Origin of the sequence: Nesterenkonia cremea (genome assembly GCF_014642675.1) — a bacterium.
GTDB classification, from domain to species: domain Bacteria; phylum Actinomycetota; class Actinomycetes; order Actinomycetales; family Micrococcaceae; genus Nesterenkonia; species Nesterenkonia cremea.
On the sequence record NZ_BMIS01000007.1, the window covers coordinates 45,479 to 64,418 of the forward strand.

20 protein-coding genes are annotated in these 18,940 nt (G+C 68.2%); 9 read left to right on the plus strand and 11 right to left on the minus strand.

What is annotated here, in order from left to right; all coding sequences use genetic code 11:
* Positions 1 to 173: 173 nt before the first annotated feature.
* Complete coding sequence (locus IEW85_RS08820; protein WP_188684785.1) at positions 174 to 1,235, minus strand: substrate-binding domain-containing protein; 1,062 nt, start codon at positions 1,233 to 1,235, stop codon at positions 174 to 176.
* An 83-nt stretch (positions 1,236 to 1,318) separates the two neighbouring features.
* Here IEW85_RS08820 and IEW85_RS08825 point away from each other — a divergent pair, with 83 nt between their 5' ends.
* Positions 1,319 to 1,741: a MarR family transcriptional regulator gene (locus tag IEW85_RS08825; protein ID WP_188684787.1), complete on the plus strand. Its 423-nt coding sequence runs from the start codon at positions 1,319 to 1,321 to the stop codon at positions 1,739 to 1,741.
* Positions 1,742 to 1,812: 71 nt separating this feature from the next.
* On the opposite strand, the gene IEW85_RS08830 is transcribed toward IEW85_RS08825, so the two are convergent.
* Genes IEW85_RS08830 through urtA form a run of 9 tightly spaced genes read right to left on the minus strand, consistent with a single transcriptional unit; the run spans position 1,813 to position 10,086 of the window.
* Positions 1,813 to 2,313, minus strand: coding sequence for a Fur family transcriptional regulator (locus IEW85_RS08830; protein WP_188684789.1), 501 nt, complete (start codon positions 2,311 to 2,313; stop codon positions 1,813 to 1,815).
* On the minus strand, positions 2,306 to 2,911 hold the full coding sequence (locus IEW85_RS08835; protein ID WP_188684791.1) for a TetR/AcrR family transcriptional regulator: 606 nt from the start codon (positions 2,909 to 2,911) through the stop codon (positions 2,306 to 2,308). Before IEW85_RS08835 ends, IEW85_RS08830 begins: the two co-directional genes overlap by 8 nt.
* Positions 2,908 to 3,495 (minus strand): TetR family transcriptional regulator, encoded by a 588-nt coding sequence (locus IEW85_RS08840; protein WP_188684794.1) that lies wholly within the window; start codon positions 3,493 to 3,495, stop codon positions 2,908 to 2,910. Before IEW85_RS08840 ends, IEW85_RS08835 begins: the two co-directional genes overlap by 4 nt.
* Entirely contained in the window at positions 3,479 to 5,128 is a 1,650-nt protein-coding gene (locus tag IEW85_RS08845; RefSeq protein ID WP_229658926.1) for a purine-cytosine permease family protein, read from the minus strand. The genes IEW85_RS08840 and IEW85_RS08845 overlap by 17 nt, the downstream gene beginning before the upstream one ends.
* Before the next feature lie 55 nt (positions 5,129 to 5,183).
* Positions 5,184 to 5,882 carry an urea ABC transporter ATP-binding subunit UrtE gene (gene urtE / locus IEW85_RS08850; RefSeq protein ID WP_188684797.1) on the minus strand — a complete coding sequence of 233 codons (699 nt, stop codon included), beginning with the start codon at positions 5,880 to 5,882 and terminating at the stop codon, positions 5,184 to 5,186.
* Entirely contained in the window at positions 5,875 to 6,678 is an 804-nt protein-coding gene (gene urtD / locus IEW85_RS08855; RefSeq protein ID WP_188684799.1) for an urea ABC transporter ATP-binding protein UrtD, read from the minus strand. Before urtD ends, urtE begins: the two co-directional genes overlap by 8 nt.
* The gene (gene urtC / locus IEW85_RS08860; protein WP_188684801.1) at positions 6,675 to 7,874 is read right to left on the minus strand and encodes an urea ABC transporter permease subunit UrtC; all 1,200 of its coding nucleotides are present in this window, start codon (positions 7,872 to 7,874) and stop codon (positions 6,675 to 6,677) included. Before urtC ends, urtD begins: the two co-directional genes overlap by 4 nt.
* Positions 7,871 to 8,752, minus strand: coding sequence for an urea ABC transporter permease subunit UrtB (urtB, locus tag IEW85_RS08865; protein WP_188684803.1), 882 nt, complete (start codon positions 8,750 to 8,752; stop codon positions 7,871 to 7,873). Before urtB ends, urtC begins: the two co-directional genes overlap by 4 nt.
* 50 nt (positions 8,753 to 8,802) lie before the next feature.
* The gene (gene urtA, locus IEW85_RS08870; RefSeq protein WP_188684805.1) at positions 8,803 to 10,086 is read right to left on the minus strand and encodes an urea ABC transporter substrate-binding protein; all 1,284 of its coding nucleotides are present in this window, start codon (positions 10,084 to 10,086) and stop codon (positions 8,803 to 8,805) included.
* Between the two features lie 234 nt (positions 10,087 to 10,320).
* Here urtA and IEW85_RS08875 point away from each other — a divergent pair, with 234 nt between their 5' ends.
* The 6 genes from IEW85_RS08875 to IEW85_RS08900 are packed head-to-tail and all read left to right on the plus strand — an operon-like array spanning position 10,321 to position 14,841.
* On the plus strand, positions 10,321 to 10,623 hold the full coding sequence (locus tag IEW85_RS08875; RefSeq protein ID WP_188684807.1) for an urease subunit gamma: 303 nt from the start codon (positions 10,321 to 10,323) through the stop codon (positions 10,621 to 10,623).
* Positions 10,624 to 10,637: 14 nt separating this feature from the next.
* Complete coding sequence (gene ureB, locus IEW85_RS08880) at positions 10,638 to 10,970, plus strand: urease subunit beta (RefSeq protein WP_188684809.1); 333 nt, start codon at positions 10,638 to 10,640, stop codon at positions 10,968 to 10,970.
* Positions 10,970 to 12,673, plus strand: coding sequence for an urease subunit alpha (locus tag IEW85_RS08885; protein ID WP_188684812.1), 1,704 nt, complete (start codon positions 10,970 to 10,972; stop codon positions 12,671 to 12,673). The genes ureB and IEW85_RS08885 overlap by 1 nt, the downstream gene beginning before the upstream one ends.
* Positions 12,673 to 13,389, plus strand: coding sequence for an urease accessory protein UreF (locus IEW85_RS08890; protein ID WP_188684814.1), 717 nt, complete (start codon positions 12,673 to 12,675; stop codon positions 13,387 to 13,389). Before IEW85_RS08885 ends, IEW85_RS08890 begins: the two co-directional genes overlap by 1 nt.
* A complete protein-coding gene (gene ureG, locus IEW85_RS08895; RefSeq protein WP_188684816.1) occupies positions 13,382 to 14,134 on the plus strand; it encodes an urease accessory protein UreG in 753 nt (250 codons plus the stop codon). The genes IEW85_RS08890 and ureG overlap by 8 nt, the downstream gene beginning before the upstream one ends.
* On the plus strand, positions 14,131 to 14,841 hold the full coding sequence (locus tag IEW85_RS08900) for an urease accessory protein UreD (protein WP_188684818.1): 711 nt from the start codon (positions 14,131 to 14,133) through the stop codon (positions 14,839 to 14,841). Before ureG ends, IEW85_RS08900 begins: the two co-directional genes overlap by 4 nt.
* Before the next feature lie 166 nt (positions 14,842 to 15,007).
* Here IEW85_RS08900 and IEW85_RS08905 read toward each other — a convergent pair whose 3' ends face one another.
* A complete protein-coding gene (locus IEW85_RS08905; protein WP_188684820.1) occupies positions 15,008 to 16,198 on the minus strand; it encodes a glycerate kinase in 1,191 nt (396 codons plus the stop codon).
* Between the two features lie 77 nt (positions 16,199 to 16,275).
* Here IEW85_RS08905 and IEW85_RS08910 point away from each other — a divergent pair, with 77 nt between their 5' ends.
* Both IEW85_RS08910 and IEW85_RS08915 read left to right on the plus strand, forming a co-directional pair.
* On the plus strand, positions 16,276 to 17,973 hold the full coding sequence (locus IEW85_RS08910; RefSeq protein WP_188684822.1) for an SLC13 family permease: 1,698 nt from the start codon (positions 16,276 to 16,278) through the stop codon (positions 17,971 to 17,973).
* Between the two features lie 9 nt (positions 17,974 to 17,982).
* Positions 17,983 to 18,924 carry a phosphoglycerate dehydrogenase gene (locus tag IEW85_RS08915; protein ID WP_188684824.1) on the plus strand — a complete coding sequence of 314 codons (942 nt, stop codon included), beginning with the start codon at positions 17,983 to 17,985 and terminating at the stop codon, positions 18,922 to 18,924.
* The last annotated feature ends 16 nt before the right edge of the window (positions 18,925 to 18,940 follow it).

Below are 18,940 nucleotides of genomic sequence, written 5' to 3' on the forward strand. Positions count from 1 at the left end.
TCGCATTCTCGGGCCTCAGGTCCTCCCATCGGAATGCCCCGCGGGCGCTGAACCTCTCCAGATCGACCCATTCGGAACATTCCCATACGGGAATGTTCTGACCTTAGGGAGACGCTGTCAGGCCAGTCAATGGTTCCAGCCCCTGCGAAACGCAGGTTTTACACCGACGCCGATCAGAAGCGCTGCGGCTCCAGCTTGTCCACGATCGAGAGGTCCAGCCCCTCGGCCGCGGCCAGATAGACGTCCTGTCTCACGTTGCCGTCCTCGAAGCGCAGCTCACCGCGCGGAACCTCGAGAACCTCGCCCTCGGCCGCCCAGGACATCTGGGGCACACTCAGGCCTCCCCCACGCTGGGCCAGGGCAGCGATGACATGGAGGGCCGAATAGGTGGACTCGGCCATGGAGTTCAGCGCCGGGGCCTCCGTGCCGTAGGCGGCGGCGAACCGGGACTGGAAGTCCATCGCCCCGGCGCTGGCGGCCGAGCGGAAGTAGCCGGCTGAGGTGAAGAGCCCCTCCCCCGAGTCCGCACCGATGGCCATCAGCATGTTCTCCTCCAGCAGCGGGCTGAAGCGCAGCACCGAGGAGTCCAGGCCTGCGGCGCTGAATCGACGGTTGAACTCCACGCCGTCCTGGCCCGGGAAGAGCATGAGCACTCCGTGGGCACCGCTGCGCTCCACCTGCCCCACCAGCTGGGAGACCTCTGCCCCGGAGGCACCCAGAGGCACGAAGTCGGTGCCGGCCAGCTCCAGGCCCAGCCCGCGGATGAACTCGGCGGCCGCAGCTGCGGTCTGCCGCGGCCAGACGTAGTCGCTGCCCGCGATGAACCAACGGCTCACACCCAGATTCTGCCGCATCCACTCCAGCACCGGCCGGATCTGGGCCTCGGGGACCTCTCCGGTACAGAAGGTCCCCAGTGCCGCCTCGCCGCCCTCATAGAGCGCGGGATAGACATAGGGCACGCGGCCGCCCAAGCGCGGGATGATCGCCCGGCGCACTGAGGAGATGTGCCAGCCGGTCACCGCGTGCAGTCCGCCGCTGAGCATCTGATGCTCCACAGCGTCGGCCACCGCCTCCGGTGCGCCGCCGGCGTCGATGACCACCAGCTCCACCGCCTGGCCCACGATGCCGGCGCCCTGGTTGACCTCCTCCACGGCCATCCGTGCGGCCGCGACGCAGGAGGGACCGAACATGCCGGTCGGTCCGCGCTGGGGCACCACAAGGCCGATGCGGATCATCGCACAAGCACCTCCCGGGCACACTTTCCAGAGCTGACGGGTATGACATACTTGGCCCGAGAACCGGCAGAGGAGGATGAACCGTGGCGTCTGCACAGGCTGAGGAGACGGTCTCCGGCACAGCGATCAGCGAGCTGCTGACCTTCAACGCCCGCCTGGCCGCGCGGGTCAACGAACTGCTGGCCCCCACCGACCTCACATTGGACCGCTGGCGCGCGCTCTGGCTGGTGGCCGCGCAACGGGCTGCCACGATGAGCACTCTGGCCGGAAGCCTCTGCATCCCCACGACAACCACCACGAGGATCGTCGATCATCTGGTCTCCCTCGGCGCGGTCTACCGCAGCGTGGATCCCACCAACCGCCGGGTCACCCAGCTGCAGATCGGCGAGCGCGGCACCGAGCTGCTCCAGGATGCCGCCGAGCGGCTCAGCGAGCTCGACGGCGCACTGCGCCAACATCTGGGATCCGCCGCCTCCGAGCCGCTGCCGGATCCCCGCAGCCTCTGAGGGACCCGCTGGGAACCCGGCCGAAATCCTGGCGTGCCAGGGCTGCCTGCCCTCTCCGCAGACCCAGCGACTCATGCCGCACACCTCGCACAGCGCCCGATGAGCGTGGACTGCTGCAGGTCCAGCTGAAAGCCGGTGCTCTGGGCCGCCGCCTCCGCCGCGGCCTCGAAGCTCTCCGGGTCCAAGGCCAAGACCTCATGGCATATCCGGCAGTGCGCGTGCAGATGGGAGGCCGCGGCCAGGTGATAGGAGGCCGCCTCCCCGGGGACCTGCCGCAGGGTGACGATCCCCAGCTCGGTGAAGCGCTCCAGCGTCCGATAGGCCGTGGTGCGGTGGACCCCCTCCGAGCTGAGCATCTCGGCGACATCATCGGCTGAGAGGTGTTCGGCATGACCGGCCAGCGTCTGAAGCACAGAGCGCCGTGCAGCTGTGGCCCGCTCGCCGCGGCGCCGCAGCTCCTCCACCGCCCTGCTCACCGCGTGGGCGGGGCGGTCATGATGGTGGACGTGGTGATCTCCGGCGGCTCCCTGGACCGCTCCCTCAGCAGGTCCCTCGGCCAGTTCCTCAGCCATAGTGTGCCCCCGTCCTGCTGCGCAGCGGATTGAGGGTGGCCTCGGCCGACCAGGCGGCGGCGTCGGCGATGTCATGGACAGCCATGCCGAATTCTCGCTGCAGGGCCACCCAGGTCCCCGCCGAGTCCAGATGGCACAGGGCCGCCAGCACCGAGCGGCGCTCATCCTCCTGCAGGTCAGGGATCTCCTGCCACAGCAGCCTCTCCAGATGCTCGCGGGAGGGAGCAGGGTCCGTCCCCGCTGCCCCGCGCATCATGGCCTCTGCCACCAGGAAGGCCAGGTCAGGACGCTGTCCATAGGCGGTCATCGTCTGTCGCAGGGCCAGAGGAAGATCGAAGACGGAGTCATAGTCAGGCCGTGCGAAGACCACCCGGTCCGCCCAGGAGGCCGCCCCGAGCAGCAGGTCCGTCCGTGTCGCGTAGTGTCGGAAGATGGTCCGCTCCCCCACACCGGCTCGGCGGGCGATCAGCTTCATCGAGACATCATCGGTTCCCAGCTCTTCGATGAGCTCCACATAGGCGGCCAAGATCTCCGCCGAGGTCCGGTTCAGCCCCAGCTGTTCGGCGATGATCTCCGCCTCTGCCGCCGGCCCGATCATGCCTGGGATCCCACCAGTGCGGTCTGGGGCCAGGTGCCCTCCGGGGCGGCGCGCAGCACTTCCCGGGCAGAGCTGCGGTAGAACCTGTAGATCTCCTCGGCCTCAGCGCCGAAGGCGGTGCGGCAGCGGGCCCAGAATCCTGCCGACGCGAACCAGCACAGCGCTGAGGCGGTCCGACGCCGGTCCCTGGGGTTCAGCCCCGGCGCGGTCTCCTCCACCAGTGCGCTGACCGAGGCGGCGAAGAAGGAGCTGTCATAGCCGCTGACCGCTGAGACCGAGGCGGCCCGGGCCAGCAGAGCGGCCTCGGCCGGGTGCTGGTCGAAGGCACCGAACCGCTGGGCGACGGCCTCGTGGAGTCCGGCCCAGTCGGTGAAGACGGTCGGGGCGAAGAGCTGGGCCTCCAACGCCAGGGCGGTGCGGGTCAGCAGATGTGCCCGAGTGGGGAAGTGCCGGTAGACGGTCCGCTCCGAGATGCCCACGGCCGTGCTGAGCTCGCGGTAGCTGATCTCATCGAAGCTCGTCTCAGCCACCCGGACGGCAGCGGCGGCGACCACGGCTGTCGGCGTGTCATTCGCGTCGGTCATCGTGTCCGTCCTCCGGCGGCAACAGGTACTTCTCGGAGCCGGCCAGGGTCAGCGCCAGGGAGGAGATGTGCTGCACCTCTCCCAGCGGCCCGCGCTCGGCGGAAGCCAGCATGTCGGGTCGTTCAAAAGTGTAGCCGGTCACATGGCAGCGCAGACGCTCCGAGGAGGGGTTCCCGTCCTGGTCATAGAGCGGCAGATCGATGCCGTCGTCCTGCCGGCGCAGGTAGTACCGGCCGCGGGTGAGCACAGCCGTCAGCGGGGTCAGCACCGCCGCCGTCCCGATGGCCAGCAGGATGGCGAAGGGCTGCAGCGCCTCACCCAGCAGCCCGAAGAAGGCGGCGATGGACAGCGCCGAGGCCGCGCCCACGGAGACCAGACCCACCGGATTCCAGCTGTGCAGCATGCCGCGGCGGAACTCCGGGCGCACCGGGGAGAGCCCCAGCAGGTATTTGTTGATCACGATGTCCGCGGCGATGGTCACCAGCCAGGCCATCACCAGATTGGCGTAGAGGCTCAGCACGAAGGCCATCAGCGCGAACAGGTCCATCATCATCAGCCCGAAGGCGATGCTGAGGTTGAACACCACGAACACGCTGCGCCCGGGGTAGCGCTTGGTGGCCCGCACATAGGCGTTGAGCCAGGCCAGCGAGCCGGAATAGCCGTTGGTCACGTTGATCTTCACCTGGGCGATGACGATCAGCACCAGCGCCAGTGTCACTGCCAGCCACTGGGGCATCAGCTGCTCATAGATGCCGAGGAACTGGACCACCGGCTCCGCGGCCCGGTCGGAGAGCCCCGGGTCCAGCTTCACCAGGACATAGACCGCCAACAGGACGCCGAGCAGCTGCTTGATCCCGGAGAAGATCACCCAGCCGGGGCCGGCCAGCAGCATGGAGGTCCACCACACCCGCCGGTTGGCACGGGTGCGCGGCGGCATGAAGCGGATGTAATCCAGCTGCTCGGCCAGCTGCGGAGTCAGCGCAAAGCAGACCGCAGCGGAGGCCACCACTGCCCCGACCTCCAGCTCCCCGGTGCCGTCGCCGTCGAAGGAGAGGAAGGCCTCCACCACCTCAGGCTCGGTGAGCGCCACCCACACCAGCGGCAGGGCAGCCAGCACCAGCCATAGCGGAGTGGTCCAGAACTGCAGTCGCTCCAGGGCTCGCATCCCGTAGATCACGATGGGGATGACCACCACGGTGGAGAGCAGATAGCCCAGCGGCAGCGGGATCCCGATCCCCGCGTAGAGCCCCTGGGCCATGATGGCGCCCTCCAGAGCGAAGAAGATGCAGGTGAACCCTCCGAAGATCACAGTGGTGATCACTGAGCCGTGATACCCGAAGCCCGAGCCGCGGGTCACCAGGTCCACATCCAGGTTGTAGCGCGCCGCGTAGTAGGCGATGGGCAGTCCCACGGCGAAGATGATCACCGAGGCCAGCGCGATGCCGGCCACTGCGTTCAGCGTCCCGTGCTCCAGCCCGACGGTGGCCCCCATGGAGAAGTCGGCCAGGAAGGCCATGGAGCCGAGCGCCGCACCGCCCACAGCGGGAGCGCTCCAGCGGCGGAAGGACCGAGGGACATAGCGGAAGGCATAGTCCTCCAGACTGTCCTCCGCGGCCCGGCGGGCGCGGGACACTCCACCTGTGGACAGCCCACCCCTCGATCTTGAACGCATAGACACCTGATCGTACTCAGATGGCCATGGCCTCGCGCACCTCGTCCTGGGCGCCGCTGCCGCCCTCACCGGAACTGGTCACCCGCCCAGAGGCCAGGACGAAGTACTTCGAAGCGTTGTTCAGTGCGAAGCCCACATGCTGGGCCGCCAACAGGACCGAGAGTCCGTCCTCAGCCGCCAGCGCGGTGACGGTGCGCTCGATCTCCGCCACCACCGAGGGCTGGATGCCCTCAGTGGGCTCATCCAGGATGAGCATCCTGGGCTCGGTGATCAGCGCACGGGCGATGGCCAGCTGCTGACGCTGACCGCCGGAGAGCAGCCCGGCCTTCTTATCGATGACCTCGTTGAGCGCCGGGAAGCGCTCGCGGGCCTGGTCCACCAGCTGCCGGCGTCGGGGCCGGGGGCGGCCGTCGGCCACCACCTGCAGGTTCTCCAGCGTGCTCAGCTGCTCGAAGGACTGCTGCCCCTGGGGCACATAGGCCATTCCGCGCCGGACCCGCTGGTTGGGAGGGGCCTGGGTGATGTCCTCCCCGTCGAAGGTGATGGTGCCTCCAGTGGGCCGGATGATGCCCACCACGGCGCGCAGCAGCGTGGTCTTACCGGCCCCGTTGTGCCCCAGCACGGCGGCGATCCCGTTCTCCGCACTGGTCAGGCTCACTCCGCCCAGCACCTGGGTGCGGTCATATCCTGCGGTGACATTCTTGAGCTCAAGCATGCGGTCCCCCTGCGGTCTGTACGGCCATGGCATCGGCCTGGGCGGCGTCCTCCTCGGTCATGGAGGCGGTGCCCAGATAGACCTCCTGGACCTTGGGATCGGCCTGGACCTCGGCCACTGAGCCGGCGGAGAGCACCGTACCCTGGTGCAGCACGGTCACCCGGGAGGCGAAGCTGCGCATGAACTCCATGTCATGCTCCACCACGACGACGGCGCGGTCCTGCTTCACCCGGTGCAGCAGCTCACCGGTGGCGTTGCGCTCCTCCAGACTCATCCCGGCCACCGGCTCATCGAGCATGAGCACCCGAGCGTCCTGGACCAGCAGCATCCCGATCTCCAGCCACTGCTTCTGGCCGTGGGAGAGGATCCCGGCGGGACGGTCCCACAGGTCCTCCAGCTGGGTCTGCTCCAGGGCATCACGGATCCGGTCCTCCACACCCCGACGCCGGCCCATCAGCGACCAGGGCGAGCGGTGCATGCCGGCGGCGATGTCGAGGTTCTGCAGCACGGAGAGCTGTTCGAAGACGCTGGCGGTCTGGAAGGTCCGGCCCACCCCTATCCGGGCGATCTTCTGCACCGGACGTCCGAGGACCTCCTGCTCACCCAGGGTCACCCGGCCGCTGCCGCGGACCAGGCCGGTGACGGCATCCACACAGGTGGTCTTGCCGGCTCCGTTGGGTCCGATCAGAAAGTGCACCTCCCCCGGCTCGGCCACGAAGGAGGCACCGCCCACGGCGGTGAATGCCCCGAAGGTGACCTCCAGGTCCTGGACGGTGAGAGCGGCGGACTGACTCATGATGCGGCCTCCTTCTGAGAGTTCTCAGACTCTGGGTCAGATGTTGCGGGGTCAGACGGCGCGGGATCCTCTGAGGTCGGTTTCCCCGCCTCGCCCCTGTGCTTCCACCGCAGGTACCGGCCCACGGAGGCGATGCCTCCCGGCAGCAGTGCGATGACCAGGATCAGCAGCAGCCCCTGGAAGTAGGTCCAGCCGGAGGGGAAGTTCTCCGCCAGGGTGGACTCCGCCCAGGCCACGGCGATGGCGCCCAGCACCGGACCGAAGAGGGTGGCGCGGCCCCCGATCGCCACACCGATCACGAAGGCGATGGAGGGCACCACGCCGAGCTCGGCCGGCGAGATGATCCCCACCAGCGGGACGAACATCGCCCCGGCCACGGAGGCCATCACAGCGGCGGTGACGAAGGTGATGGTCTTGATGATCGCTGGGTCGTAGCCCAGGAAGCGGACGCGCTCCTCGGCGTCGCGGGTGGCCACCAGCAGCTCGCCGAAGCGGCTTCGCATCATCCAGTAGGCCACCAGCATCATGATCACCAGCAGGGCTGCGGCGATCATGTAGATCATCTGCCGGTTGGCGGGATCGTGGATGGCGAAGCCGAAGAAGGACTCGAAGCCGGAGAGGCCGTTGGAGCCGTTCAGCGTGGCCTGCTGGCCCACCAGCAGGGTCACGAAGGCGAAGACCATCGCCTGGTTGAGAATGGCGAAGTAGGCGCCGCGCACCTTCCGTTTGAACACCGAGTAGCCCAACGCGAAGGCCAGGGCGGCCGGCAGCAGGAGGATCAGCAGAATGGTCATCAGCGGCGAGTGGAAGGGTTCCCAGAACCAGGGAAGGTCCACGCCGAAGGTGCCCATGAACTGCGGGGTCTCCTCGCCGCGCAGCGCGGCGTCCTCCAGCTGCATATGCATGGCCATGCAGTAGGCGCCGATGCCGAAGAACACGCCCTGTCCCAGGGTGAGCATGCCTCCGCGGCCCCAGGCCAGGCCGATGCCCACCGCCACCATGGCGTAGCAGACGAACCGGCCCATCTGACGCAGCTCGAAGGGAGTCAGCAGGGCGGGGGCGAGGACCAGCAGGCCCATTGCGATCAGCGCGATCCCGAGGTAGGCGGTGCGCGGCGAGGGGACGCCGGGGCTCGTGCCGGCGGCGCTGATGCGCGCCAGCCTGCCCGTCTTCTTCTGTGTGGCAGTGGTGCTCATGCGAGGCTCCTTGTCTGGACGCTGACGAGTCCCTGCGGACGCAGCTGAAGGAAGGCCACGACGGCGATCAGCACGATGAACTTCGCGATGGAGGCGGTCGTGGAGTATTCGATGAAGGCCTGCAGGATGCCCAGGCTGAAGGCGGCGATGACCGCTCCCTTGATCCGGCCGATGCCGCCGGCCACCACCACCAGGAAGGCGTCCACGATGTAGCTGGTGCCCATCGTGGGGCTGGTGGCGCCGATCAGAGTCACCGTCACACCGGCGACGCCGGCCAGTCCGGAGCCGATGAAGAAGGTGGTCCGGTCGGTCCAGCGGGTGGAGATACCGGAGGTCTCGGCGAGGTTGCGGTTCAGCACAGTGGCCCGGATGCGGCGTCCCAGGCTGGTGTAGGCCATCAGCGCGGCCAGCCCGGCCACCACGGCCACCACGAGAAGAAGGATGAACAGCCGGGTCAGCGGGACGTTGGTCCCCAGGATCTGCACCGAACCGGAGAGCCACGGGGGGTTGGACACCTGTACCGCGGGAGCCCCGAAGAGATCACGGGCCAGCTGCTGGAGGATCAGCCCGACGCCGAAGGTGGCCAGCAGCGTGTCCAAGGGCCGGTGATACATATGTCGGATGAGGATCTGCTCCAGCACGACGCCGAAGATGCCTCCGACGAGGAAGGCCGCCGGTATGGCGACCAGCAGACTGACGCCCGAGCCGAAGAGTCCCTGCATCACGAAGGCCACATAGGCTCCGATCATGATGAACTCTCCGTGGGCCATATTGATGACGCCCATCTGGCCGAAGGTCAACGCCAGACCGATCGCTGCGAGCAGCAGGATCGATCCGACGCTGATCCCGGCGACGAGCTGTGAGAGCACGACGTCCATAGTTCTCCGTAGTCCCTATCCGTTGAGCGGGCAGCAGGCGGGCCGGCGGCTCAGTCCTCGGCCTCTTCTGCGTATTCGGCCGCCTCTTCGTCATCGGCCCACTGGTAGTCCTCGAGGTAGGGGTCCGGATCGGTGAGCTCGCCCTCCCAGATCGGGTCGATCAGGCCGTCGGAGTTGATGACGCCGATGCGCGGGGTCTTGGTGACGTGCTGGGTCTCGCCGTCGACGGTCACCTCGCCCTCGGGTGCGTCGATGCTGGTCCCGTCGGCCACCTCGCGGATCTCGTCCACATCGAATGATCCGGCCTCCTCGGCCATGGCGGCCCAGAGGAAGAGGCTGTTGTAGGAGGACTGCATGACATCCGAGGTCACCCGGTCCTCGCCGTAGGTCTCTTGGAAGGCTGCGACGAACTCCTCGTTCTCGGGGTCCTCCAGGGTCTGGTAGTAGTTCCAGGAGGTCAGGTGGCCGTCCAACAGGGCAGGTCCGATGCCGTCCACCTCCTCCTCGGCGATGGAGACCGACATGACCGGCATCTCCTCAGCGGTGAGGCCGGCGTCGTCGAACTGGGAGAAGAAGGCCACATTGGACTCGCCGTTGAGCGTGTTGAACACGGCGTCGGCATCGGAGGCTGCCACAGTGTTGGCGATGGTGGAGAAGTCGGTGGAGCCCAGCGGGGTGTAGTCCTCGCCGAGGATCTCGACGTCGTTCTCCTCCGCCCACTGCTGGATGAGCATATTGGCGGTGCGCGGGAAGACGTAGTCCGAGCCGACCAGGTAGAGCGACTCGATCTCTTCCTCCTCCTTCAGGTACTCCAGCGCAGGGAGGATCTGCTGGTTGGTGGTGGCTCCTGAGTAGAAGACGTTCTCGGAGGACTCCAGGCCCTCGTACTGGGTGGGGTAGAAGAGCAGGCCGTTGTTGTTCTCAAAGACCGGGAGCATGGCCTGGCGCGAGGCCGAGGTCCAGCCGCCGAAGACCGCGGCCACGCATTCCTGGGTGAGCAGGTATTCGGAGCGCTCGGCGAAGGTGGCCGGCTCGGACTGCCCGTCCTCCTCCACGATTTCGAGCTCGTAGCCGTTGACTCCGCCGTCCTCGTTGATCTGGTCGGCGGCCATGTGGAGCACGTCGTTGACCGTGGTCTCCGAGATGGCCATATTGCCGGACTGGGAGTTGATGAAGCCGATCTTGATGGTGTCGCCGTCGGTGTCCACACAGGACTCCGCGACGGCGGCGTCCTCCTCCCCGGCACGGGCACCGCAGGCAGAGAGCACCAGGGTTCCGGCTGCTCCGATGGCGGCATATGCTGTGAGGCGGGACTGGCGCTTCTTCTCAGACATGCAGATCTCCGATCAGGGTTGTGTCAGGGGTCCGGTGGATGATCAACACCCTGCGGCAGTGGCATTACTCTGACGTTGCTCCTGCATGTCACTCATGTAAAGGATGGGGCGCGTCGAGACCCGCAGATCCGCGCCGATGCAGGGATCCATCAGTGATTCCGCTCGCTGTGTAAATTCTGGCGAAACATAGCGATGGCAGGATGATGACAGCGACACGACACCGGAAGGACGCCGATGCATTTCACCCCTGGGGAGACAGAGAAGCTCCTGCTCGCCACTGCCGCCATGCTGGCCCGCGACCGGCGCAGCCGCGGAGTGAAGCTGAACTATCCGGAGTCGGTGGCGCTGCTGTCCTCCTGGGTCATCGAAGGGGCCCGTGAGGGCCGCACCGTAGCGGAACTGATGGAGAACGGGCGCTCGGTGCTCAGCCGCGAGGAGGTCATGGAGGGCGTCCCGGAGGCGCTCACCGACATCCAGATGGAAGCCACCTTCCCCGACGGCCGCAAACTGGTGACCCTTCACCACCCCATCGACTGAGGAAGGCGAACGCCATGTCAGGAGCATCCTCCTCCGGCCCCGGCGCGATTCGGGTGCAGCCGGGGACCATCGAGCTCAACGCAGACCGCAGCGCCGAGGAGCGCATCACCCTGGTCTTCACCAACACCGGGGACCGGCCCATCCAGATCGGCTCCCACCTGCACCTGCCCGCCGCCAACCCTGCCCTGAAGTTCGACCGTGAGGCCGCCGAGGGCTTCCGGCTGGATGTTCCGGCCGGAGCCTCGCAGCGCTTCGAGCCCGGGGCTTCCCGTGAGCTGACCGCCGTGGCGCTCAAGGGACGACAGCATGTGGCCGGCCTGCAGATCCGGCCGAAGGGAGACGCCTGATGGTCAGCATCGACCGCGAAGCCTATGCCGCCATGTTCGGCCCCACCGTGGGAGACCAGGTCCGGCTGGGCGACACCGACCTGTGGATCGAGGTGGAGCAGGACCACACCGTCGGCGGTGAGGAGGCCGTCTTCGGCGGAGGCAAGTCCCTCCGTGAGTCCATGGCCCAGGGAACCACCTCCCGTGCCGAGGGCGCCCTGGACACATTGATCACCAATGCGATCATCTTGGACTGGTGGGGCGTGGTCCGCGCCGACATCGGCATCCGGGACGGGCGCATCACCGGGATCGGCAAAGCCGGCAACCCGGACATCGCCGACGGCGTGCACCCGGATCTGCTGATCGGGCCGGGCACCGACGTCATCGCCGGTGAGGGCAAGATCATCACCGCAGGGGCCATCGACTCCCATGTCCACCTGCTCTCCCCCAGCCAGCTGCATGAGGCCCTGGCCACCGGCATCACCACTGTGGTCGGCGGCGGCACCGGGCCCTCCGAGGGCTCCAAGGCCACCACGGTCACCCCGGGCCCCTGGCACCTGGCCAACATCCACCGCGCCCTGGACTCCATCCCGGTCAACGTCCTGCTGCTGGGCAAAGGCAACACCGTATCCGCCGACGGCCTGGCCGAGCAGGCGCTGGGCGGTGCCGCCGGCTATAAGGTCCACGAGGACTGGGGATCCACCCCGGCCGCGGTGGACGCTTCTCTGACCGCGGCCGAGAAATGGGGCCTGCAGGTGGCCCTGCACTCGGATTCACTCAACGAAGCCGGCTATGTGGACTCCACCATCGCCGCCATCGACGGCCGCTCCATCCATGCCTTCCACATCGAGGGCGCCGGCGGCGGCCACGCCCCGGACATCCTGACCCTGGCCTCGCTGCCGCACATCATCCCCGGCTCCACCAACCCGACGCTGCCGCATACGGTCAACACCGTGGCCGAGCATCTGGACATGCTCATGGTCTGCCACCACCTGAGCCCAGATGTCCCGGAGGACCTGGCCTTCGCCGAGTCGCGGATCCGCGGGACCACCATCGCCGCCGAGGACATCCTCCATGACATGGGAGCGCTGTCCATCACCTCCTCCGACGCCCAGGCCATGGGCCGGATCGGTGAGGTCGTCACACGCACCTGGCAGGTCGCCCATGCGATGAAGAACCGGCTGGGTCCCCTGGGCGGAGGGCTGCCCGCGGATAATGAGCGGGCCCGCCGCTATGTCGCCAAGTACACGATCAACCCGGCCGTGGCCCACGGAATCGCCTATGACGTCGGCTCGGTGGAGACCGGCAAGCTCGCCGACCTCACCGTCTGGGACCCGCGCTTCTTCGGGATGCGCCCCTCCACTGTGATCAAGGGCGGAAGCATCGCCTGGGGAGCCCTCGGGGACCCCAACGCCTCCATCCCGACGCCGCAGCCGATCCTGCAGCGGCCGACCTTCGGCGACATCACCGCGGCCGACCATTCGATCAGCTATGTCTCCCCCGCCGCCCTGGAGGACGGGCTCACCGAACGGCTGGGGCTGCGCCGCTCAGTCCGCGCCCTGGAGCCCACCCGCGACATCGGCAAGGAGCATATGCGCAACAACGATGCCCTGCCCGATATCCAGGTCCGCCCGGACACCTTCGAGATCTGCATCGACGGACAGCAGGTGGAGCAGCAGCCCGCCCAGACCCTGCCGCTGGCGCAGTTCTACTCGATGTTCTGATGCTGCAGTCCCCCACCTCAGCGGCCGGCGCCGCCGCACAGACCGTCGGCCTGATGCTCGCCGACTCCCGCCTGCCCTCAGGCGGCCATGTCTCCTCCTCCGGGCTGGAGCCTGCCCTGATGGCCGGGATGGGCCGGGATCAGGTCGAGGAGTACATGCTGGTCCGCGCCCGGACCGCCGCGCTGACCGACGCCGGCGCCGCCGCCGTGATCCGCCACGGGCTCCTGGAGGCCGGGCAGAACGAGAGCGGGCAGAGCTCCGCCGAGCTGCTGACCCGGACCGAACGTGCCTGGGCGGCGCGCACGCCCAGCCGGGCCGCCCGCCAGATCGCCTCGGAGCTGGGGCGCGGGCTGCTGCGCCTGGCCACCTCGCTCTGGCCCGATGCCGCTATCCTGCGGCAGCTGGGCACCGCCCCCAGCCGTCCGGTGGTCATGGGGGCTGTGGCCGCCCACGCCCAGCTGGAGGCTGAGGAGCTGGTGCGGCTGGTGGTCTATGACGACGCCGCCGCAGCGGCCGCCGCACTGCTGAAGCTCGACCCCGGCGATCCCGCCGAGGCGATGATTCTGGTCCTGCAGACCTGCGCCTCGGTGGAGGACCGGGTGGCCGGCGTCGCGGCTCTCACTGAGCCCTCCGACATCCCGTCCTCCGCCGCGGTCCAGATGGAAGACTGGATCGAACACCACGCCCACACCACAAGGAGACTGTTCCGTGCCTGAGACTGCCACCACCTCCCCCGCCGAAGCCGCACCCGCCGCGAAGGACCGGGCGCTGCGCCTGGGCATCGCCGGTCCGGTGGGGACCGGCAAGTCCTCGCTGATCGCCTCGGTCTGCCGAGCGCTGAGCGAGGAGCTGCGCCTGGGTGTGATCACCAATGACATCTACACCGATGAGGATGCACGCTTCCTGCGCTCCGCCGGAGTGCTGGACCCGGAGCGGATCCGTCCCATCGAGACCGGCGCCTGCCCGCACACCGCCATCCGCGACGATGTCACCGCCAACCTGATGGCGGCCGAGGACATCGAGCGTGACTTCGCACCACTGGACGTGGTGCTGATCGAATCCGGCGGAGACAACCTGACCGCCACCTTCTCCCCCGCCCTGGTGGATGCGCAGATCTTCGTGCTCGATGTGGCAGGCGGCGGCGATGTGGCCCGCAAGGGAGGCCCCGGCATCGGCCGCGCCGACCTGCTGGTGGTCAATAAGACCGATCTGGCCCCGCATGTGGGCGTGGATGTGGAGCAGATGGTCGCCGATGCCACTGAGGCTCGTGAGGGGCGCGCCGTGCTGGCGCTCTCCCGCACCGATGAGGGCTCAGTGTCCGCGCTGCGCCAATGGGTGCTGACCGTGCTGGCCGCCCACCGCGCCGGTGAGCACATCCCGCAGGACCCGGGCCCGATGGCCCCGCACTTCCACGCCGATGAGGACCACCCCGACGGCGGCTACGTCCACTCCCACGCATGAGCACCACCCGCATCCGTGTGGAGCGCGGATCCGGCCGGCTCCGCACCGAACTGGTGGTGGGCAAGCTCGCCCCGCGGCTGATCTCCCGGGATGAGACCTGCGCGCATGTGGGGATGACCACGGCGGAGATGATCCTGCTCGACGCCGATGAGGTCCACCTGCAGGTTGAGGTCGGCGCAGGCTGCGCGCTGCGGTTGGAGGACATCGGCGGCATGGTGGCCTACCCACGGAAGCGTCCGGAGCAGCCGGGGCCGCCCGCCCAGTGGCATGTGGACCTCCGCCTGGAGCAGGATGCCCGGCTGATCTGGGAGGGACTGCCCTTCGTCATCGCCCAGGACGCAGATGTCCTGCGCCGCACCCAGGTGGACCTGGCGGACGGGGCCCGCGCGCTGATCCGCGAGACGCTGGTCTGGGGGCGCAGCGGGGAGACCGGCGGGCGGCTGCGCAGCATCACCCACGCCGCAGATCCCGGCGGGGACCTCCTGCTGGAGGATGTGGAGGCCGACGCAGGGCAGCCGGCGCCCGGCATCCTGGGTGAGCACCGTGTGCTGGACTCGCTGATCGCGCTGGGCTTCGAGCCGAAGACGGCCCCCGGGGATCTGGTCCTTGCCCAGCCGGGAGCCGTGGCGCGGCATCTGGGTGCCCAGACCCACGCCTCCGGGCTCGATGCGCGCCTGCGCGACTGGTCAGAGGCCCTGCTGGCCTGAGGTCGGTTGTGCTCCCTGAGCTGCGTGACTGAGCCGTGCGAATGGGCTGCCCACCCGCTTATGCCCACCAGTATCGACGATGATGCGCCCACCATAGGCGTGGTATAGACATTATGGGTGGGCATAGACTCCGCCGCCGGCCGGCGCGGCTGCCCAGCCGACTCCGCTACCCAGCGGCCGCGCGCCCGCTCAGATAGGTCCGGATCAGCTGCTCGGCCGCACTGCTGATCCGGGCCTCGGCCTCCGCCGAAAGTTCCTCCAGGGTCTCGGGGCCGCGCGCAATGGACAGTGCCGCTGTCAGCCCCGCAGCGTCGAGCTCCGCAGCTGAGATCTGCACCGCTCCGGCCAGCACGAACACCGGAGTCTGATCGGGGGTCAGGCGACGTACCGTATCCACCACTTTGCCGCCCAGGGACTGGGAGTCCAGCCGGCCTTCTCCGGTCAGCACGATCTCGGCCTCTGTCACGACCTGCTGGACTCCGAGGACCTCTGCCACCAGTTCGCCACCTGGGGCAATCTCTGCGTCGAAGAGACTCACCAGTGCCATCGGCAGTCCGCCGGCCGCACCCATGCCGGGGGTCTCGCGGACGTCCTGCCCGGTCTGAGCGGCCAATACATCTGCGAAGTCGCCCAGGGCGGCGTCGAGCTCTTCGACATCCTGTGGGTCAGCACCCTTCTGCGGGCCGAAGACTGCCGCCGCACCCTCAGGACCCAGCAGCGGGTTGATCACATCACAGGCGATTCGCCACCGCAGCCCCCGCACCCGGGGATCCAGGTCCTCCGTGTCGATGCGGGAAAGGTCAGCGAGCGCCCCTCCTCCGGGCCCGATCTGCTCACCGGAGCTGTCGAGGAGCCGTGCACCGAGAGCCTGCAGAAGTCCCGCGCCGCCGTCGGTGGTGGCTGAGCCTCCGATGCATAGCAGCACCTCCTCGCAGCCGGCCTCGACGGCGGCGCTGACCAGCGCTCCGACCCCATAGGTGGTGGCGCGCAGGGGCTGCAGCGGGACATCGCTGACTGTTGGAAGCCCATTGGCCTCCGCGGCCTCGATCACTGCGGTGACGGCCCCCTCCACACTGTGCACCGCATAGCGCGCCTGGACCTCACGGCCCAGCGCATCAGTGGTGCTCACCTGTTGCGGCTGGACCCCCCAGGCGCTGCAGATGGCATCCAGGGTTCCCTCGCCCCCATCGGCGAAGGGCAGCGTCTCAGTCTGAACCTCGATGCCGGCCGAGGCTCCCGCTCGCCGGGCCCCCTCAGCCATGGCCCGGGCGACAGCGTCCGCAGTCGCGCTGCCTTTGAAAGAATCTGGGAGGACGGCGACGCGCAGAGCTGAGCAGGAAGTTCGTGTCAGTGGCATGCACCACAGTCTACTAGTGTGTAATGTCTGTGCGAACATACCCCACCGCTCAATGACGACCGTGAGGAAGGCTTCACATGACGGCGTATCCACACCCTGCGCGCCGGATCTGGGATGAGCTCTGGAGATCCCACCACCAGATCAAGCGGCTCCTGACCTTCTCCGTGGAGAAGGAGCCCGAGCGCCCTCGTCATCACGCCGACGCCGGCAGCCCGGGCCGCCGCTCCAGCGCCTCGGTCTATCGGCCGGACCAGCAGAAGCCCGAGCCCACCGACCACGAGAAGAGCGGCCCTCCGGGCGGCTACACCCGGGCACGGATCGTCGGGCTCATCCTCGGACCCACGCTGTTCCTGCTGACCATGCTCTTCGTCCGCCCGGAGGGCCTCGCCTTCGAGGGCGTGGCGGTGCTGGCCAGCACACTGTGGATCGGCACCTGGTGGGTCACAGAGGCCATCCCGATCCCGGCGACCTCACTGTTGCCGCTGATCCTGCTGCCGCTGACCAACGCGGTGGCCGGCGATGACGTGGCATCCTCCTACGGTGATGACATCATCTTCCTCTTCCTGGGCGGCTTCGCTCTGGCCATCGCCATGGAGAAATGGAATCTGCACAAGCGCATCGCACTGACGATCGTGCTGCTGATCGGGACCAGCCCGCGCCGCATCGTTCTGGGCTTCATGATCGCTGTGGCCTTCCTGTCCATGTGGGTGACCAACACCGCCGCCGCGATGATGATGATCCCGGTGGCCCTGGCCGTCACGTATCAGGCCGCCCAGGTGATGAAGGACGGCGAGCATGAGGCCGAGGTCCCCAAATTCGAGAAGTGCCTGATCTTCGGCGTCGGCTATGCCGCGACCATCGGCGGGCTGGGCACCCTGATCGGCACCCCGCCGCTGGCCTTCCTCTCCGGCGTGGTCCGCGAGACCTTCGGGGAGACCATCACCTTCGCCCAGTGGATGCTCTTCGGTGTGCCCATGGTGGTCATTCTGCTGGCCTTCTGCTGGTTCTACCTGACCTTCGTGAAGTTCAAGTTCGAATTCAAGAGCCTCCCCGGCGGGCGCGAAGTCATCCGCGAGGAGAAGGAGGGCCTGGGCAGCCTGGCAGCCGAGGAGAAGGCCGTGCTGGCCGTCTTCGTCGGCGCCGCCTTCTTCTGGATCTCCCGCGGCTTCATCTGGGACGACCTGATCCCCGGCATATCCGACGGCCTGATCGCGGTCACCGCCGCCGTCGTGCTCTTCGCCCTGCCCAGCCGCAACCGGGAGCAGCCCCGGATCCTGGAGTGGGAGGACACCAAGAAGGTCCCGTGGGGCGTGCTGCTGCTCTTCGGCGGCGGCCTGGCCGTGGCCGGCGGCTTCACCGCCACCGGGCTCTCCGAGTGGATCGGCGAACAGCTGCTGGTGCTGGAGAACGTCAACTTCATCATCACCGTGCTGGTGGCGGCGGCCCTGGTGCTCTTCCTGACTGAGATCACCTCCAACACCGCCACGGGCACGATGATCCTGCCGGTGATGGCGGCTCTGGGCCTGGCCCTCGGGGTCCACCCCTTGGCGCTGATGGTCCCCGCTGCGATGGCCGCGAACTGTGCGTTCATGCTGCCGGTGGGAACCCCGCCGAATGCGATCATCTTCGGCACCGGCAAGATCACGATCATGGACATGATCAGGATCGGGTTCTGGCTGAATCTCGCCACGCTGCTGCTGATCGTCCTGGCGACCTTCACTCTGCTGCCGCTGCTGTGGGGCATCGAGCTGACCGTCACCCCGGAAGGGTGGTGAGCGGCTGACGTGGCACGGGTGCTGATCACCACCGACTATCTGACGCCCGACGACGACGTCGACCGCCTCCTGCGCCGGCACGGTCACCAGACCGTCCACCTCCCCTATGCGGGGCCGCGCCCCGCCCAAGAGCAGGTGAAGCTGCTGCAGGACGTCGACGCCGCAATCCTGGCCAACGAGCCGGTGACCTCCGAGATGCTCGAGCGCGCCGACCGGCTGAAGGTCCTGGCCCGCAGCGGAGTCGGCTACGACTCCATCGACGTCTCTGCGGCCACCGCCCGGGGCGTGCAGGTCTGCAACGCTCCAGGCACCAACCACCATTCGGTGGCCGAGCTGGCCCTGGGCCTGATGCTCGCCTGCGCCCGGCAGATCCCGCAGGTCTCTGCGGCCGTGGATCAGGGCGGCTGGCCGCGGGAGGCAGGCCAGGAGCTTCGCGGCAAGCGTCTGGGCGTCGTCGGCTATGGCCCCAGCGGGCGCGCGGTGACCCAGCTGGGGGCCGCATTGGGGATGCAGGTCCAGGTCACCACCTCCCATCCGGACCCCGCAGCGGCCTCGGCGGCCTTCGTGGGCCTGGAGGAGAACCTGCAGACCGCCGATGTACTCACTCTGCACACCCGAGCACACGACGACGCCGGCCCCCTCCTGGATGCGGAGCGGCTGGCCCTCCTGCGTCCCGAGGCCATGCTGATCAACACCGCACGCGGGTCTCTGGTGGATGAGGCGGCACTGGCTCAGGCGCTGCGCACCGGCACCCTGGGCTCAGCCGGGCTGGATGTGTTGGAGGCGGAGCCGCTGCCCCAGGAGAGCCCGTTGCGCGGCCTGGACAACGTCATCATCACCTCGCATCTGGCCGGGCAGACGGCCGAGGCTCGGCGCCGGGCAGGCCTCTCGGCCGCCCAAGCGGTGCTCGACGTCTTGGACGGCCGCCAGCCCGATCACCCCGTCAGCTGAGCAGGTTACCGGGTCC

Coding starts and splice junctions, on each gene's coding strand:
- urtB (WP_188684803.1), bottom strand. CDS start 8,752: ATGGACGTCGTGCTCTCACAGCTCGTCGCCGGGATCAGCGTCGGATCG.
- IEW85_RS08885 (WP_188684812.1), top strand. CDS start 10,970: ATGGTCAGCATCGACCGCGAAGCCTATGCCGCCATGTTCGGCCCCACC.
- IEW85_RS08830 (WP_188684789.1), bottom strand. CDS start 2,313: ATGGCTGAGGAACTGGCCGAGGGACCTGCTGAGGGAGCGGTCCAGGGA.
- IEW85_RS08840 (WP_188684794.1), bottom strand. CDS start 3,495: ATGACCGACGCGAATGACACGCCGACAGCCGTGGTCGCCGCCGCTGCC.
- IEW85_RS08875 (WP_188684807.1), top strand. CDS start 10,321: ATGCATTTCACCCCTGGGGAGACAGAGAAGCTCCTGCTCGCCACTGCC.
- urtC (WP_188684801.1), bottom strand. CDS start 7,874: ATGAGCACCACTGCCACACAGAAGAAGACGGGCAGGCTGGCGCGCATC.
- urtE (WP_188684797.1), bottom strand. CDS start 5,882: ATGCTTGAGCTCAAGAATGTCACCGCAGGATATGACCGCACCCAGGTG.
- IEW85_RS08900 (WP_188684818.1), top strand. CDS start 14,131: ATGAGCACCACCCGCATCCGTGTGGAGCGCGGATCCGGCCGGCTCCGC.
- IEW85_RS08910 (WP_188684822.1), top strand. CDS start 16,276: ATGACGGCGTATCCACACCCTGCGCGCCGGATCTGGGATGAGCTCTGG.
- ureB (WP_188684809.1), top strand. CDS start 10,638: ATGTCAGGAGCATCCTCCTCCGGCCCCGGCGCGATTCGGGTGCAGCCG.
- urtA (WP_188684805.1), bottom strand. CDS start 10,086: ATGTCTGAGAAGAAGCGCCAGTCCCGCCTCACAGCATATGCCGCCATC.
- IEW85_RS08835 (WP_188684791.1), bottom strand. CDS start 2,911: ATGATCGGGCCGGCGGCAGAGGCGGAGATCATCGCCGAACAGCTGGGG.
- urtD (WP_188684799.1), bottom strand. CDS start 6,678: ATGAGTCAGTCCGCCGCTCTCACCGTCCAGGACCTGGAGGTCACCTTC.
- IEW85_RS08905 (WP_188684820.1), bottom strand. CDS start 16,198: ATGCCACTGACACGAACTTCCTGCTCAGCTCTGCGCGTCGCCGTCCTC.
- IEW85_RS08890 (WP_188684814.1), top strand. CDS start 12,673: ATGCTGCAGTCCCCCACCTCAGCGGCCGGCGCCGCCGCACAGACCGTC.
- IEW85_RS08820 (WP_188684785.1), bottom strand. CDS start 1,235: ATGATCCGCATCGGCCTTGTGGTGCCCCAGCGCGGACCGACCGGCATG.